Origin of the sequence: Algoriphagus marinus (genome assembly GCF_001936475.1) — a bacterium.
Taxonomy (GTDB): Bacteria; Bacteroidota; Bacteroidia; order Cytophagales; family Cyclobacteriaceae; genus Algoriphagus; species Algoriphagus marinus.
Map to the genome: position 1 here is coordinate 344669 of NZ_MSPQ01000001.1, position 15701 is coordinate 360369.

At 40.2% G+C, this 15701-nt stretch carries 15 protein-coding genes; 12 read left to right on the forward strand and 3 right to left on the reverse strand.

Going from position 1 to position 15701, the window contains the following annotated elements; genetic code table 11:
- Nucleotides 1-4: 4 nt before the first annotated feature.
- The 9 genes from BVC88_RS01460 (at nucleotide 5) to BVC88_RS01500 (ending at nucleotide 10502) form a co-directional block, all read left to right on the forward strand.
- Nucleotides 5-1168 (forward strand): DUF4221 family protein, encoded by a 1164-nt coding sequence (locus tag BVC88_RS01460; protein WP_075348862.1) that lies wholly within the window; start codon nucleotides 5-7, stop codon nucleotides 1166-1168.
- A 98-nt stretch (nucleotides 1169-1266) separates the two neighbouring features.
- Entirely contained in the window at nucleotides 1267-2385 is a 1119-nt protein-coding gene (locus BVC88_RS01465; protein ID WP_075348863.1) for a DUF4221 family protein, read from the forward strand.
- A gap of 6 nt (nucleotides 2386-2391) precedes the next feature.
- A complete protein-coding gene (locus BVC88_RS01470) occupies nucleotides 2392-3540 on the forward strand; it encodes a DUF4221 family protein (protein ID WP_075348864.1) in 1149 nt (382 codons plus the stop codon).
- The gene (locus BVC88_RS01475) at nucleotides 3533-4669 is read left to right on the forward strand and encodes a DUF4221 family protein (protein ID WP_075348865.1); all 1137 of its coding nucleotides are present in this window, start codon (nucleotides 3533-3535) and stop codon (nucleotides 4667-4669) included. Before BVC88_RS01470 ends, BVC88_RS01475 begins: the two co-directional genes overlap by 8 nt.
- 7 nt (nucleotides 4670-4676) lie before the next feature.
- A complete protein-coding gene (locus BVC88_RS01480) occupies nucleotides 4677-5834 on the forward strand; it encodes a DUF4221 family protein (RefSeq protein ID WP_075348866.1) in 1158 nt (385 codons plus the stop codon).
- Nucleotides 5827-6984, forward strand: a complete 1158-nt coding sequence (locus BVC88_RS01485) for a DUF4221 family protein (protein ID WP_075348867.1) — start codon at nucleotides 5827-5829, stop codon at nucleotides 6982-6984. Before BVC88_RS01480 ends, BVC88_RS01485 begins: the two co-directional genes overlap by 8 nt.
- Nucleotides 6981-8150 (forward strand): DUF4221 family protein, encoded by a 1170-nt coding sequence (locus tag BVC88_RS01490; RefSeq protein WP_075348868.1) that lies wholly within the window; start codon nucleotides 6981-6983, stop codon nucleotides 8148-8150. Before BVC88_RS01485 ends, BVC88_RS01490 begins: the two co-directional genes overlap by 4 nt.
- Nucleotides 8147-9292 (forward strand): DUF4221 family protein, encoded by a 1146-nt coding sequence (locus tag BVC88_RS01495; RefSeq protein WP_075348869.1) that lies wholly within the window; start codon nucleotides 8147-8149, stop codon nucleotides 9290-9292. The genes BVC88_RS01490 and BVC88_RS01495 overlap by 4 nt, the downstream gene beginning before the upstream one ends.
- Nucleotides 9293-9311: 19 nt before the next feature.
- Nucleotides 9312-10502, forward strand: a complete 1191-nt coding sequence (locus BVC88_RS01500) for a DUF4221 family protein (RefSeq protein ID WP_075348870.1) — start codon at nucleotides 9312-9314, stop codon at nucleotides 10500-10502.
- 180 nt (nucleotides 10503-10682) lie between these two features.
- Here BVC88_RS01500 and BVC88_RS01505 read toward each other — a convergent pair whose 3' ends face one another.
- The 3 genes from BVC88_RS01505 to BVC88_RS01515 form a co-directional block, all read right to left on the reverse strand.
- Nucleotides 10683-11285: a trimeric intracellular cation channel family protein gene (locus BVC88_RS01505; protein ID WP_075348871.1), complete on the reverse strand. Its 603-nt coding sequence runs from the start codon at nucleotides 11283-11285 to the stop codon at nucleotides 10683-10685.
- Nucleotides 11286-11387: 102 nt separating this feature from the next.
- On the reverse strand, nucleotides 11388-12008 hold the full coding sequence (locus BVC88_RS01510) for a class I SAM-dependent methyltransferase (RefSeq protein ID WP_075348872.1): 621 nt from the start codon (nucleotides 12006-12008) through the stop codon (nucleotides 11388-11390).
- Nucleotides 11995-12897: a patatin-like phospholipase family protein gene (locus BVC88_RS01515; RefSeq protein WP_075348873.1), complete on the reverse strand. Its 903-nt coding sequence runs from the start codon at nucleotides 12895-12897 to the stop codon at nucleotides 11995-11997. The genes BVC88_RS01510 and BVC88_RS01515 overlap by 14 nt, the downstream gene beginning before the upstream one ends.
- A 58-nt stretch (nucleotides 12898-12955) precedes the next feature.
- On the opposite strand from BVC88_RS01515, the gene BVC88_RS01520 reads away from it, so the two are divergent.
- The 3 genes from BVC88_RS01520 to BVC88_RS01530 are packed head-to-tail and all read left to right on the forward strand — an operon-like array spanning nucleotide 12956 to nucleotide 15693.
- On the forward strand, nucleotides 12956-13378 hold the full coding sequence (locus BVC88_RS01520; protein WP_075348874.1) for a VOC family protein: 423 nt from the start codon (nucleotides 12956-12958) through the stop codon (nucleotides 13376-13378).
- A gap of 11 nt (nucleotides 13379-13389) precedes the next feature.
- On the forward strand, nucleotides 13390-14457 hold the full coding sequence (locus BVC88_RS01525; protein WP_075348875.1) for an aminotransferase class I/II-fold pyridoxal phosphate-dependent enzyme: 1068 nt from the start codon (nucleotides 13390-13392) through the stop codon (nucleotides 14455-14457).
- A gap of 3 nt (nucleotides 14458-14460) precedes the next feature.
- On the forward strand, nucleotides 14461-15693 hold the full coding sequence (locus tag BVC88_RS01530) for a serine hydrolase (protein WP_075348876.1): 1233 nt from the start codon (nucleotides 14461-14463) through the stop codon (nucleotides 15691-15693).
- The last annotated feature ends 8 nt before the right edge of the window (nucleotides 15694-15701 follow it).

Genomic DNA, 15701 nt, shown 5'->3' on the forward strand with positions numbered 1-15701 from the left:
AATTATGTCAACCTTGAAAAATCTAAGCCCACTTCTATTCATTATCCTTCTTCTTTCTTGCGGGGAAAAAGGCAATTCTGGATCCACCGAACCGAAAAACATCCTGGAAAACCTCACTTTTTCTGTAGATACTGTGGTGGTTGATTCTGGCGACGACTTTTTTGTAATTCCCTATGGTCTTGGAAGAATTGGGTTCACTCAAAACAAGAAGAACTTATGGTTTTTTGAAAATGACCCTTTGAAACTCGTCCAAGTGGATTTGAATGAACTGAAATTGCTCAGCAAAACAGAATTTCAGAAAGAAGGGCCTAACGGCATTGGCCCTTACATTTCAGATTTTCAAGTTGGCCCAACTAATGAACTGGCAATCCAGAGCTATGTCAGTTATGCCAAATTCAATACTTCAGGAGAACTAACCGAAAATCTAAAAATAGTCCCAGAAGGAATTGATTCTGAACTGGCGAATGATTACCAAAAACTCTATCAGCGAGCGTTTTATGATTTTGAAAAAAATCGAATTTACACCCAGCCATACCGAGATGGAGATGGAGACAAGCAGCTTTTTATCATCGATCCTCAAAGCAAAAAAGCCAGCTCATATCCGATTCCGAAGATGAGATCTGTAGGCGATTTTAGCCGAACCCACGTAGAAGAATCAGACGGCAATGGCATGATATACTTTTTTGCTGCGTTTGACTATATCGAAAAAGAAAACGAGCAATTGTTGATCTCTGCAGCTCCTATGAGCGGTTTTTACCGATTGGATCCGAAAACAGATAGTCTTGAATATATTGCTATTCAGCACAAGACTGTACCAAATGACTGGAATATCAGCCTGATGGAGGCTTATAGTGATGCTTCTGCATTTGAGGAAGACGAGCGAAAAGTGAACGAGCAGCTGAATTACATGGCAATCAAATGGGATGATACTAGGAAGCTGTATTTGAGGATGGGGAAAAAGACCTACTTGGCTGAAAACCGTGCAGATCCCTCCACTTATGAAGTTTATCTCTTTGCTTACGATACCGACTTTAATGTAGTCGGGGAAACCAAGATCGAAGGGCTGAAGGAACCGCCCTCTACGTACTTTTGGAAAAACGGCAAGCTCTGGTCTTATGTCAATGTGGAAGATGAGTTGAGATTCGCAGTATTCACTTTAAATTTTTAAATAATCGTGAAATCGAGCCTGACTAAAAAGTCACACACTGGTATGATTATCAGCTTTGCGAGATTCCAAATGACCTATAAAAATCAAATTAAAAACAGATGAAAAAATTATTACCAATTCTACTACTTTCTATTCTTGCTTCTTGCGGGGGGAAAGGCAATTCTGAAAAGGCAGGATCTAAAAATATCCTTGAAGATCTGACCTACTCCGTAGACACCCTAATCCTAGATGTGGGCGATGAAATCTTTAATCCTGGCTCGTATTACGGTAGAGATTTAAGTGAAGACCTTGCTAGGTTATATTTTTTTTATGACCCTGAAAAAGAAATCCATGAATATGACTTGGCTAATTTAAAACTCGTCAAAATCCATCCATTTGAAAGTGACGGTCCTAATGCAATTCCATCTTATATCAATTACTTTCAAGCACTGCCAAAACAAGAGTTTTTTATGGCAGATTTCGCCAAGGCTGGGATTTACTCTCTGGAAGGAAAGCAAATTCGAAATCTTAGAATTCAACTGGAAAACATAACCGGATTTGATCCCGAAGCCACTTTTTCCCTCTCAAACAACATCCATCTCAGTCCCGACAAAAAGAAAATCATCAGTCTTCCCAAAAACTTCGAAGGTCCTGTGGAAGGTTTGGCTGTGATCGATAGCGAAACGATGAACGGAACACTCAAGGAAATTTCCGAGCTCGAGCTAACCGATAAATACAACGTCACATTCAAGCAGGGTAATGGAATGACTCGATCAGGTGACTTCCAAACCTTGCAACTTGTCAACAACCTGTTTTTCATCCACAGTGGAGCTACCTCCGATATCTATACCTACGATTGGCAGACAGATTCCCTTCGACATCATAGCTTTCCTCATCAATTGGTAGCCAAGTCTAAGACCGGGGATTTCCCTACAGAAGTGGACTCTCATGAGCGTAGAATAGAGGTAATGAATGAAATGAGAAAGCAAATCACCTTTGAAGACTTCTACTGGGATGAAACCAGAAATCTATATTTCCGGCTGGGGAGTATGGGTACTGAAAAGGATACCAAAGTATTTCTATTTGCTTATGATGAACAGCTCAATTTGGTAGGAGAGACGAGATTAAAGGGAATGGAAAGCATGATTTATAGAACCTTTCTTCGAAATGGGAAACTCTACAGTTATTATGTGGTAGAGGAGAATCCAGCCTTAGTTCAATTCACTTTTGATTTCTAATCAATTATGAAAAAACCACTCTATTTGGCCGTTTTAGTAGGATTTTTCGCTTGTAGCGAAAAGGATGTGGCTTCGGATTCTGATAGGAGCGTAGACTTCAGCTATAGCCTCGACACCGTGATAGTAGATGCTGGAGATGAGTTTATATATCTTAATTGGGATTTGACAGCTTCAGCAACCTCTCCAGACGGTAGCTATCTTTATAATTGGGATCAGGGAAAAAATTCTGTCCAATTTATCAATCTCGAAAATCTGATGTTGGAAAAAATACTGCCTTTAGAAGTGGAGGGCCCCAATGGAATAGGAACTGATCGAGTTTATCATATTTATACATCTGAAGACAATAAACTCGTCCTAACTGATACCTACACCGTTGCGGTGATAGATTTTGATGGTAAAAAGTCTTTAGGTTTTCAGTATGTTAATTCTGGTTTCAAAGGAGATAAGTTGCCAGAAACAATGCGAATTACTTATCAGGAATTTATTTCCAACGACGGAAAATTCCTAATTGCCACATACGGGGATCTACAAATGAATGAGCCTCCATCGGGTATTGCATTATTTGATTTAGAAAAGAAAGAATTGAGTTTAAAATCCATTCCCACTTTTTACGAACAAGAACCTTATTTATTCAAGTATTATTTTGATGGAAATTTGGCAGGAATGAATGAGGCTGATATTCATCTAATGATGAAAAATGATTCAGTGATCTTTTCAAGCAGTGTTTTCAACAAAGTGTATTTCTATCAATTTGCAACAGATTCCACTACGTCTCTAGATTTCCAAAGTAAATACACCAGTACTAGAGCTCCTGGTAATTATCCTAAACAAACTAATACCTATCCAGAATTTATGGATATTGCGAAAGTATTCGAACAAGAAGTCAGCTACGGCCGCCTATTTTTTGATGATCAAAATAAAGTCTATTGGCGATTTGCGAAGGAAATGGATAGCATGAAAGGCGATACCATCCAGTATAAAACTGTGCTAACGGCTTTCGATCCTCAGTTTAATCAGCTCCACGAAGAGTTGCTTCCTTCCGATTTTGATCTACCAGATACCTATTTCGCCCGAGAAGGAATGATTTATACCTTTTTGAATATCAACGACGAACTCGCCTTTGTGCGGATTAAACCAACTTTTACTTATGAATAAGCTATTTAAAAACTCGCTGATTGTCTTCAGCCTTTTTTCGATTCATTCATGTGGCGAGAATTCTTCCAATACGGAATCATCTGCAAATCTGGAATTGACCTACGAAATCGACACCGTCATGGTGGACCCTGGAGAAGGCTTTATTTATTTGAAGCGCGCCCTGTCTGCATCTACACTTTCGCAGGATCAAAAAACCCTCTTCAATTTTAATTTTGACGCAGTGGAACTAGAGGTCATCGATCTGGAAAAACTTCAGCTAGTCGACCGAATCCCAATGGATGCCGAAGGGCCACTAGGCGTGGGAATGCCTTCCAGTCTCGTGATTACAGAGGACGGAAATTTCCACTTTCCAAACTTTTATGATCTGCGCACATTCACGCCCCAGCTAGATAGCATGACGATGTTTCACCTTACTAGACAGAAGTTTGAGCAGCTGGATCCCGAAGAATCCCTCAAGCCGGAGTACCTCGTCTCTAAAGATGGGAAAATGCTCTTTGTGACCTATGGGCCGGAAGATTGGGAGCAGTCCAATCGTGGTTTGGCAGTGCTTTCCCTTCAGGAAAAATCGTTAAAAAAAATACCATTGGAAATCTTCTCTCGTCTGGAAGTTTTTCTGACCTCTTTGTACCAAGATGGCAACTTACAAATGCGAACGATAGAGCCAGTCTATTTTCATCAGCGAGATGAGAGACTTCTTATCTCTTCATCCAGTTTTAATGATGCTTACATCTTAGATCTCAAATCCGATTCTGTCTCGCATGTAGTTTATCAATCTGCTTTTACCCAAAACAGTAAGAAAGTTCCTGAAAAAACCACTTTCGAATCCCCAGAGGAAATGAGAGCGAACTTCCGAGCTATGAATGAAAGCGTAAATTTCAGTCCCTTTTATTTTGATGAGAAAAGCAGGCGATTTTTTCGCTTTTCAAGAGACTTGGATCGGATGATCGGGGACTCCGCCACCTTTAAAAAAGTGGTCACGATCTTTGATGAGGACCTAAATCAGCTCCATGAAGCTCCTTTCCCATTGGACATCTTTGGCTTTAAATTCTTTAAAGATGGCAAGCTTTGGTCTTTCGTGAATTTGGACGATGAGCTGGGCTTCGAAATATTTACCTTAGAGTTGAACTAGCCCTATCATGAAAAAACTACTCTATTTAACCGTTTTAGCAGGATTTTTTGCTTGTAGCGAAAAGGATGCTGCCTCAGATTCCGACAGGAGTATAGCTTTTAGCTATAGCCTCGACACTGTCATGGTAGATTCCGGAGATGAGTTTATCTACTTGAATTGGAACTTGTACACTTCAGATCTTTCGGCGGACCAGAAATACCTGTACAATTTCAAAACCGGTGGAAATCCAACGGGGCTTGAAGTTATTGACCTGGAAAAGCTAAAATTGGAAAGGGTGATACCGATGAGTTTGGATGGCCCGAATAGCATTAGATCTCCTTATATATCCAATGTCTATCTGCTTCCGGATGGGACATTTTACCTTTCTGACAACTACGAAGTGTATTATTTTGATCAGGAAGGAAATAAGCTTTCTTCTTTCAACTATGTAAAACAGGAATTTGAGGGAGAGCGATTGCCTGAAACACAACGAATAAAATTCAATGAGGTCTTATCCAAAGACGGAAAAACACTTGTAGCGCTCTATGGAGGACAAAAAATGGGAGATGCTATTGACGGACTGGCAACATTTGATCTGGATAATAAGCGTGTAAGCTATACCCCTCTGGATTTATTTCAAGAAGTGGAAAAGTATCAATCCATTCTGTATTATGAAGGAGTGCAGCCGATGTCTATGGCTCTGGCCAATATTTTTCTTGAGTTGAAAAATGATACCTTGCTCTATTCCAATTCCGCTCAAAACAAAGTTTTCTTCTATCACCTCAAAACAGATTCACTTACATCAAAAGAATTTTCAAGCAAATACACCACTAACGAAGCCCCTGGAAACTATCAAAAACGTACAGATTCAGAGGAGGAGTTTAGAGAAATCATGCAGGCGAAAGATCAAGAAGTCAGCTACGGCCGCCTATTTTTTGATGATCAAAATAAAGTCTATTGGCGATTTGCGAAGGAAATGGATCAAATGAAAGGCGATACCATTCAGTATAAAACTGTGCTAACGGCTTTCGATCCTCAGTTTAATCAGCTCCACGAGGAATTGCTTCCTTCCGATTTCGATCTACCAGATACCTATTTCGCCCGAGAAGGGATGATTTATACCTTTTTGAATTTGAATGACGAACTCGCTTTTGTGAGGATTAAACCAACTATTACTTATGAATAAGCTATTTAAAAACTCGCTGATCATCTTCAGCCTTTTTTCAATTCTTTCTTGCGGAGAGAAATCTTCCGATACGGAATCATCGGCAAATCTGGAAATCACCTATGAAATCGACACCGTGATGGTGGATGCCGGCGATCATTTCTTTTTTGTACAATTTGGACTAAGTATGTCGGATGTGGATAAGGCTAGGAAGCTATTTTACAACTTCAATAGTCAGGAGATGACCATGGAAATCATCGACTTGGAAAATCTGAACCTGAAAGAGCTGATACAATATGAAAAAGAAGGCCCTAACGGTATTGGAGGAGGTTTTATCATGAGAATTAAGGTACTCCCTGACGAAAGTGTTCTTTTTTATGATTTTGCAGGGATCCATCATGTCGCTTCTAATGGAGATAAAATTGCTACTTATAAAATCGAAGAAATGGATTGGGAAGGAGATGAGCTTTCCGAAAAACAGCTTATCAACATCTCAAGTCTTGATACTAAGGATGGGAATTATTTTTATGGACAATACGGCACTCAGGGTATCGAAAGCAAAATAGCAGGTCTGGTTCAAATCGATCTTTCAAAAAACACTTTGAAGCTTTTCCCTTCCGATTTTCTGGATTTTAGCAATGCATACGACATTAGTTTTGATATGGGAGGAGGGAGATCAGCTAAAATCCCCGAACAGAATCTGGTAAGACTCGTCAACGATGAAGTAGTAATCATCACTTCAGCAAAAAATTCACTCTGGCGATGGGATTTGGAAGGCGATAGCTTGATTAATCATTCGTATCAAAGCCAGTTAACCTCAAACAGTAAGAAAGGGAATTTCCCGATGACAGCTGGCTCGAATGATGAATTTAGAGCTGCGATAAAAGAAAAAAGTAAGGAGGTAAATTTTGGGACACTGACTGAAGACTCTGAGCAGAATGTGCTCTGGCGATACCATAAAGAAATGGATCGCTTGACTGCTGGCGATACGATTATTTTCAAAAGTGTCCTGACAGCCTTCGATACTGATTTTAGGCAACTGGCAGAAAGTAAAATGCCTGAAAAATTCAAATTGTCTGATCCTATATTTTACCTGGATGGTATGCTCTGGCAGTTTTTGAATATTGATGATGAGGTGGCATTTGTGCGGGTGAAACCGACTTTGAAATGAGAAGATTACCTTTTTTCTGTTTTCTCCTCTTTCTACTGGGATGTAATGATCCCAGTAGCACTTTAGAAAATATAGCAAAAGTTCCTTCCAATGCATTTGAACTGACCTACTCGATCGATACGGTAATGATCGATGCAGGTGAGGATTTTGTTTATTTAAATAGTCAACTGCAGATTTCAGACATTTCTTTAGACAAAAAATTCCTATATAATTTCAATCCGGTGAATTATGAAATTGAGGTAATCGACCTAGACCAAAAGATGTTGGTCAAGAAAATTGCCTTAGAAAAAGAGGGACCGAATTCAATACCTAATAGCTACTTCTACCGGTTGCAACTTGCGGATGAGGCCCAAGAGTTCCTTTTCCATACCACAAGCCATATCTATAGGACAGACTTGGAAGGAAATCTAATTTCGAGCTACCGCTTTATGAATGACTCAAAAAGCGACTTCCGATATCCTGAGGAAAACATTATTAACCTTCAAGGATACGATTCAGAGGATGGTAATTACTTTTATTCTTACTACTCCGATACGCTACCGGATCGGACCAGAAAAGGAATTGTCCGTTTCACTTTTGATCAAAAGAGTCTGGACTTTAGTCCTCAGGATTTCCTGCAATGGGCTAATGATTTTGATATTTTTTATTCAGAATCTGAATCAAGGAATAAAGGAGAGTATCCGGAAATGAGTGGTATATCGCTGTTTGGAGATAGCGTTGTTTTCAGTATTTCTTCTGTGAATAAGGTTTGGGTGTATAATTTTGAAACTGACCTTACCCAAGAATATTCTTTCGAAAGCCAATTGACCGAAAATAAAAAAGAGGGAAATTACCCCAAAAGGGTCAAGACGTTAGAAGAATTCAGAGAAGCTGCAAAACTTAAAGGAAAAGAGGTTCATTTTTTTTCTGTGAAATATGATTCGGAAAACAACAGGTATCTAAGGATCACGAAACAATTTGTCGGAACCTATTCAGATGAAAACCCAAATTTCATTTCAGTCTTAACAGTCTTTGATAAAAACTTAAATCCTCTTCTTGAGCAAAAGCTTAATGAACCAGGGTTTTTCCCATACGGGATTTCTTTTATCAAAGATGGAACCTATTACAGTTATTTGAATATTGACGACGAAATGGCATTTGTGAGATTAAAACCGACTTTGAAATGAGAAAAAGCCTTTTTTATCTGTCTTCTTTTTGGATTCTTTTTGCTTGCTCCCAAAAGGAAGCGAATGAAAATTTCACTGGAGATTTTTCATTTTCATATACGCTGGATACTGTAAATATTAATTCCCTTGGAACGTTCTTTTTTCTAAATAACGGTCTTTCAGGGTCTACACTTTCTGAAGACAGTCGCTACTTATACACCTATAATCGTCCTAAACTCCGATTGGATATCATTGATTTAGAAGAATTGATCCTCAAGGATACCCTGTCTTTTGATGTCGAAGGACCCAAAGGAGTAGGATCGCTAAGCGTGTCTCAGATCAATCTGACAGATTCCGGTAAGTTGTACTTTGCGACATTCGAAGGGATTAGAGAATTTGATGCTGAGGGAAACTTATTGAAAATACATAACTGGGATGTCAATGAAGCCATTTCCAGCCAACTAGGACAAGATCACATGATTAGTTTCCTAGGAGAATTTTCAAAAGATGGGAGTAATTTTTATGGAACCTATTCAACATTAGGTCGCGCGGCAAATACAATGGCGGATGGTTTGGCCATCATAAACATGGAGACCAACAAAATTAAAACGGTACAAATCCCAGCTCTGAAAGCCTTGAAAGAATATGAAATAAGTTTTGAAGTTGATGGATTATCCAGTACAGCGGGGGATCAATATTTTTTGTCTCTCTCAAACCAAAAATTGATCATTAGCCAAAGCTCTATAAATGGTGTATCCATTTATGATCTGAAGCAGGATTCACTGCTGGTATATTCTTATGAAACTGAACTTTTACCAGCCCGCAAGCCTGGAAATTTTCCAAGAAGGGCGAATAGTATGGAGGCCTTCGAGGAGGCCATGAACGAAAAGTCAAAAGAACCCTATTTTGGCAGTTTTTTATATAGTGAGAAAGATCAACTCTACTATCGAGTGAGTTTTACCAAAGCGATTAATGGATCAGGAGAACTAGTCTGGAATGGGATTCTTTCGGTTTTTGATGAGAATTTTAAACTTCTCCACGAAGAAGAAGGCCTAGGCAGATATTCGGGAAAAACCTTTATCAGGGACGGAAAGATTTATCGATTCATCAATTTAGAGGATGAAATGGCTTTTGAAATATTGACGCCGGTGATTTCGAGGTAATCCTTTTAATAAAAAACTAATGAACCAACTTAATAATCAGATCAAATTTCCAGCAAATAGGTTTTCGATGCCGATATGCCTAATTATTTTTCTGACCATTTTTTCAAGCTGCGCTGAAAAGAATTCTCAACAATCCAGTGATGAACTTTTGATTTCATACGCCATAGACACAGTTAGTGTGGACTCGAAAGGATATTTTTTCTATTTGTCTGAGGCCTTAGGGCGTTCTTTTTTATCAAAAGACGGTAAAACACTCTACAACCTGAATCAAAAAAAACCGATGTTGGAAGTAGTTGACCTTACAACGTTAGTCCTAAAAGATACCATTCCATTGGAACGTGAGGGCCCTTCAGGAATTGGGACTTATCCATTTTATGATGGTTTTCAGGTAATGGATAGTGGAGATATTTTCTTTTTCGCATGGGAAGAACTGGTGAAGCTCAATGCAGATAGAGATAAGGTTAAAAAATACCGATTTGATCAACTTAAACTAACTGAGGATACACTTCTACCCGATGAGGTGATTCGCTATGAGGGGCTTATTTCAGAGGACGGGCAATATCTATTTACCTTTTTTGGTAATAAATCTGACATCCATTCTCGCTTGGGATTGGTCAGGGTAGGTTTAGAGGACCTTACGATTAAGAAACTAGATCTACCCATTTTCGATGAGTTGCTTCCTTTTGAAATCAAATCCGAATCTTCAAATGGTTATCCCTTTACCTATGTAGAGCCTATTCACCTCACTCAGGCAGAAAATCAGCTTTTGGTTTCGTCTAGCCCTTTCAATGAGGCATACCGAATTGATCATGACTTTAATAGGTTTGAGCGGCTTACTTTTTCTTCAATGATCACTCCTGATCAAGTAGAAATCACTTATCCAACCCAGCACAGTTCAGAAGCCAAGCAAACCAATGCCATTTGGGATCGCTGGAAGCAAGTTTCTTTCTATGGATTAAATTGGGATACTCAAAGCCAGAAATTTTGGAGGATTACCGATCAAACATTCATGGAAAACGAAACCAATCCGAATAAGACTACGCTTACCTTTTTTGATTGGGAATTAAATCAATTGGGAGAAGTCAGTTTGCCAGAAGATTGGAAAATTAGGGGAGCTCCTTTTATGGCTCAAGGAATGTATTGGCAGTTTATCAATATCGACGACGAAATGGCATTTGTGAGATTAAAACCGACGATTACGGAAAAATAATTTCAACCTGATTCAGGCAGAAAAACATCCCATTTGGGCCTTGTCATCATGTGGAATCCTTTGAGCTTTCTCAATTGAGCTTTCTGATTTTTTTGGGAACCGAAATAGACCTTCAAGGTTAAAGAAAAACCTCAAAGGACTACCCAATTTTCAGCTTTCTAACTTTTGCTTTCAAATTTCCTATCCCAGTCTCGGCAAGCTCAGCTTATACTTCATCGAGATCAGACGAATACTGATCACCAGTGACATGGAGATTAGCAGGTTGTAATCCCTTGGAAGACCATAGTGATTCAGAACCAAGTAGAGAATCGCTCCAGCAAGGCAGGCTGAAGCATAGACTTCCTTCCGGAAAAGAATTGGGATTTCATTGGTCAAGGTATCTCTGATCACTCCGCCCATGACGGCCGAAAACATCCCCATAATCGCTGCAATCTCAGGTCGCACGCCTAGACTTAGCGCCTTCTCCACACCCAAAACGGTAAAAAACCCTATCCCAAGGGTGTCAAATAAAAAGAAGGTTTTCCGAAGGCGGCTCAAAAATTTAGGGAAAATAAATGCTGCTAAAACTCCGGCAAGAATTGCATATAAAAACCAAATATCTCCGATCCAAACCAGCGGATAGCTATCCAACAAAATATCCCGAAGTGTACCTCCACCGATGGCGGTAATAAAACCCGTGAATCCGGCTCCAAACAAATCATGCTCCCGCTCCCGAATGGCCAAAGCACCCGAGATCGCAAAGACGAAGGTTCCGGTCAATTCAAGTGCGTATTGTAATTCCATGTGATCCTTTTTGGTAGGTTTATCAAATTTCTAAACAGGACTCAAATAAATTTTTTCTTTCCCTAATGCTGCTGTCGTCCGTGGACCGTCCACAGTTGACAGTTAGTTAACTTTTTTCTCCAACACAAAAACCCCCATTTCCCGCTGCCCCAAAACCAAAACCGTCTTGGGTACTTCCAAAAATTGAAATCCCATATCCAGGATCTTATCCAAGTGCTTTTGCTGCAACACAAAACGCTCCGAACCATCCGGCAATAAATATTTCCCATCTCCCAATTCAGTACTCTTCTCCAATATTCCTCCGAAAGCTGTTGTCATTCGAAACCAGAGAATCCCTCCCGGCTTTAAGACTCGACACATTTCATTCATCATTTGCCAGAAATTTTCCTCATCCCTTGCAAAATGCAAAACCGCCGAGCAGATCACCGCATCAAAAGCGCCGGCATGAAAAGGCATTTCCTCCATCCTTCCAACTTGAAAGCGATGGGCATCATAGTTTGGTTGTAAGCTTTTTGCTACAAAGCGCAGGTATTGGACTGCTAATTCCTCCTGATCGAAACCAAATATCTGAAAGCCTGCATTGAGAAAGTAAACGGCATTTCTACCTTCTCCACAACCGGCATCCAGAATCTTCATCTCGGTGGAAAAGCGCGCTTTTAAAATCTGGTCGAGCAGATAGATATCAATGTTTCCAAGCAATCGATTCAGTTCACTGGGCTGCATCTTCAAGTTTATTTAAGGCTTCAGTCATTTTGATCCTGCCGATTTCTACCAATTCTGCGGCTCTATAAAACTCCATCGTACTTGCCTGTTTTTTGCTGATTTCAATTAAAATATCCGCTGGATGCTTTTCTAAAGTCAGGTAAGAAACCCGATCATGAAGCAATTCCATGGAACGGTTGAGCAAATCAAGCGAACCCAAGCTTTTATTTTTGGGAGACTTTTCCTCCGTTTCGAAGTAGCCGGACATTTTTTTCTGATAGTCTTTCATCCAGCTTGGTATTTTCATCAGACTTTTCCCATCGTGATCTTTTTTGGGAGGATTCAGATAGCTGCTGCCCAGAGCATTGAGATTAACTGCGATCACCAGATTCTCTTCCGCATTTTTTAAAAGATCCATAGGAAGTGGATTCAGGACCCCTCCATCGATGTATTCTTTGGAATCGATCACGGCAGGCTGCACCAAAGTTGGAATACTGGATGATGCACGAATAGCCGCGAACAAGCTTCCTGATTCAAAAACCCGCTCTGTCCCCTCCGCATAATCCACCGCATTACAGTAGAATGGAAAATCCAACTCCTCGATCAGGCATTCACCGACGATCTTTTTTAACTCCGAAAACACTTTATCTCCTTTGATGAATCCTCGGCTGGAAAAGGAAAAATCCATCAAACCAAAGACATCCACCCGACCTAAATCACAGATCCAATCCTTGAAATCAGCTAAGTTTCCTTTTGCATAAATTCCCCCGACAAGCGCACCCACCGAACTCCCGGCAATTTCTTTGATCTCATACCCTCGCTCCTCCAATACTTCGATCACGCCGATATGCGCCATCCCTCTGGCGCCACCACTGCCTAATACCAGTGAAACAGATTTATTTGAATTCATTTTTTGATGATTTTAATCCTAAATTTGGTTGAACAAAAACCCCCACTAATTTAGCAATATGAGCGAATTTAAACCTTTTCACCTAGCTTTCCCTATTCGGGACATCGAAGAAACTAGAGCTTTCTACGGAGATCTGTTAGGTTGCGACATTGGCCGAAGTACTGATAAATGGATCGATTTCAATTTCTTCGGCCATCAACTTTCTGCACACATTAAGCCTGAAGAATTAGCTTTGGCAAAGACCAATGCAGTGGACGGAAAGAATGTACCGGTTCGTCACTTTGGGGCGATTTTGCCTTGGGAAGAATGGCATGAGTTAGCGGATAAATTGAAAGCGCATGGAATCGAATTCGTCATCGAGCCATACATTCGATTCAAAGGTGAAGTAGGTGAGCAAGCAACCATGTTCTTCTTGGATCCTTGCGGAAACGCTTTGGAGTTCAAATCATTTCAGGATCAGTCGCAGATTTTTGCCAAGTAAATCCCAGCATCTTGAATATCTTCAATCTGGAACAGAAAATTGATCGAATCATCGATCATCAGGGAAAGCAGTATCGCTATTTCAGCGGTACGGCTTACTTGGGGATGGGGATGGTGCCGGAGTTTCAGGAAAAGGTGATGGAGGGTTTCAAGAAATATGGCTTGAATCATGGACAAAGCCGCGGCAATAATGTCCGACTGAAAGTCTATGAGGAGTTTGAGGCATTTTTTGCAAGAAATGCCGAATCCGAATCCGCAATTGTGATGAGTTCGGGCTATCTCGCGGGTACAGCTGCGTTGCGATTACTCCAAAAAGAGGCTTATACGATTTGGATAGCTCCGGACACACATCCGGCTATCTTACCTCAGGAATTAGCCCCTGATCCTAAGCAAAGCTTCGAATCTTGGAAAGAAGAATGTTTGGAAAAAAGCGGAAAACTTAGCCCTCAAAAAATCCTGATTTTAGGGAATGCAGTTGATCCGCTCTACGCAAAAATTCACGAATACGATTGGTTAAAAAGCATCGGAGAAAAACATGAGCTTTCGATCTTGATTGATGATAGTCATGCTTTTGGTGTGATTGGAAAGGGAATAGTTGGCACGTATTCCAACTTAAAAAATCTTCCTGCAAAAGTGCTCGTTTCTGGATCGATTGGAAAAGGACTGGGGCTACCCGCTGGGATTATTCTCTGTGATCAAGCTATCAAAACCCAGATTTTTCAGCTTCCCATTTACGGTGGAGCATCGCCTTGTCCTCCGGGTTATTTACAGGCTTTTCTCGAAAGTCAGGACTTGTACCTTCAGCAGAAAGAGAAGTTATCCGCCAATCTGAGCTATTTCCAAAAGAAAATTTCTCATCTCACGGAGCTCAAAGGTTCTTCGGACTATCCCGTATTCAATTATTCAGAAGATATCTGGGTGGAAAAATTGGAGCAAAGTGGGATCATCACTTCCTCTTTTCCGTATCCCACAGCAACTGATCCTCGGGTAAACCGAATTGTCATTTCGGGTTTTCATTGGAAAGAGGACTTGGACCTTTTAGCTGAAAAATTAATTGAATTGTCTTCCAAAAAAATCTAACTCATGCGTAGCCTTCTTTCGATTCTAATTTTATTAGTCTTTTTCTCGGCCTGTCAGCCAAAGGGGAAAGTGCCTTTTCAAGACGGTTTGGAAGATTTCCCGATTCTAAAAGAAGTATTGGACAACAAAGAGAAGTACCAGGTTCAGATTCTCTACACCCAAATCGAGCGAAACGAACATGGAAATCCGTTGATGACTGATTTTGCTTTCAATCTGGACGATTCAAAGTATTTCTATCCTGCCAGTACGGTGAAACTACCCGTTGCAATTTTAGCTTTGGAATGGCTGGAGGAACAAAATATTCCGGGTTTGGATGAAAACTCCATCATGCTGATCGATTCGATTCATCCCTCCCAAGTTCCAGCTTATGTGGATAATTCAGCCATTGATTCGCTTCCTAGTATCGCACAATACATCAAAAAGATTCTTCTTGTCTCCGATAATGATGCCTACAATAGGCTTTATGAATTGCTAGGTCAGGACTACATCAATCAGAAACTGGCGGACAAAGGAATGAATCATACCATTATCAATCATCGACTGAGCTTTGCAGCAAGTCCTGAAGAAAACCGGATGTTTAATCCGATCCGATTTGTGGATAAGTCCGGAAAACTGATTCATGAAATTCCTTCTCGGCAAACTGAAATAATTTATTCCAATACTGAAAGACCGATCATTGGGCGTGCTTATTACAGTGGGGATTCGCTTATCGAGCAGGGAATGGAGTTTACCTTCAAAAACAAGTTTGCCATTTCCGATCTGCATGGGGTGGTTCAGCGGATCATCTTTCCAATGGCTTTTCCGGATGCAGAGCGATTTAATCTTTCGGAAGATCATCGAAAGTTGATCCTAAAGTATATGAGTATGCTCCCCGGAGAAAGTGATTATCCGAGTTATCCACAATCAGAATACTGGGATTCGTATTCGAAATTTTACAAAGACGGGATGAATAAAGCATCAATCCCAAGCAATTTTCGGCTTTTCAACAAAACCGGTCAAGCCTATGGTCATCTACTTGATGCCAGTTATTATGTGGACTTTGAAAAAGGAAATGAGTTTTTTGTAACTGCAGTGATCTATGTTAATGCCGACGAAACTCTCAATGATGATGCCTATGAATACGATGAAATAGGATTCCCATTCTTCGCGGAATTGGGAGAGTACTTATATGGTCTGGAACTCGCTCGGGAAAAAATGATCCCGGCAGATTTGAAACAATTTGAATTTAGTTATTAGATTTAAAT

Bases quoted from the DNA above. Each gene is read 5' to 3' on its own strand.
- BVC88_RS01515 (WP_075348873.1), bottom strand. From the start codon at position 12,897: ATGAATTCAAATAAATCTGTTTCACTGGTATTAGGCAGTGGTGGCGCC.
- BVC88_RS01480 (WP_075348866.1), top strand. From the start codon at position 4,677: ATGAAAAAACTACTCTATTTAACCGTTTTAGCAGGATTTTTTGCTTGT.
- BVC88_RS01495 (WP_075348869.1), top strand. From the start codon at position 8,147: ATGAGAAAAAGCCTTTTTTATCTGTCTTCTTTTTGGATTCTTTTTGCT.
- BVC88_RS01530 (WP_075348876.1), top strand. From the start codon at position 14,461: ATGCGTAGCCTTCTTTCGATTCTAATTTTATTAGTCTTTTTCTCGGCC.
- BVC88_RS01490 (WP_075348868.1), top strand. From the start codon at position 6,981: ATGAGAAGATTACCTTTTTTCTGTTTTCTCCTCTTTCTACTGGGATGT.
- BVC88_RS01485 (WP_075348867.1), top strand. From the start codon at position 5,827: ATGAATAAGCTATTTAAAAACTCGCTGATCATCTTCAGCCTTTTTTCA.
- BVC88_RS01505 (WP_075348871.1), bottom strand. From the start codon at position 11,285: ATGGAATTACAATACGCACTTGAATTGACCGGAACCTTCGTCTTTGCG.
- BVC88_RS01520 (WP_075348874.1), top strand. From the start codon at position 12,956: ATGAGCGAATTTAAACCTTTTCACCTAGCTTTCCCTATTCGGGACATC.
- BVC88_RS01475 (WP_075348865.1), top strand. From the start codon at position 3,533: ATGAATAAGCTATTTAAAAACTCGCTGATTGTCTTCAGCCTTTTTTCG.
- BVC88_RS01500 (WP_075348870.1), top strand. From the start codon at position 9,312: ATGAACCAACTTAATAATCAGATCAAATTTCCAGCAAATAGGTTTTCG.
- BVC88_RS01510 (WP_075348872.1), bottom strand. From the start codon at position 12,008: ATGCAGCCCAGTGAACTGAATCGATTGCTTGGAAACATTGATATCTAT.
- BVC88_RS01460 (WP_075348862.1), top strand. From the start codon at position 5: ATGTCAACCTTGAAAAATCTAAGCCCACTTCTATTCATTATCCTTCTT.
- BVC88_RS01465 (WP_075348863.1), top strand. From the start codon at position 1,267: ATGAAAAAATTATTACCAATTCTACTACTTTCTATTCTTGCTTCTTGC.
- BVC88_RS01470 (WP_075348864.1), top strand. From the start codon at position 2,392: ATGAAAAAACCACTCTATTTGGCCGTTTTAGTAGGATTTTTCGCTTGT.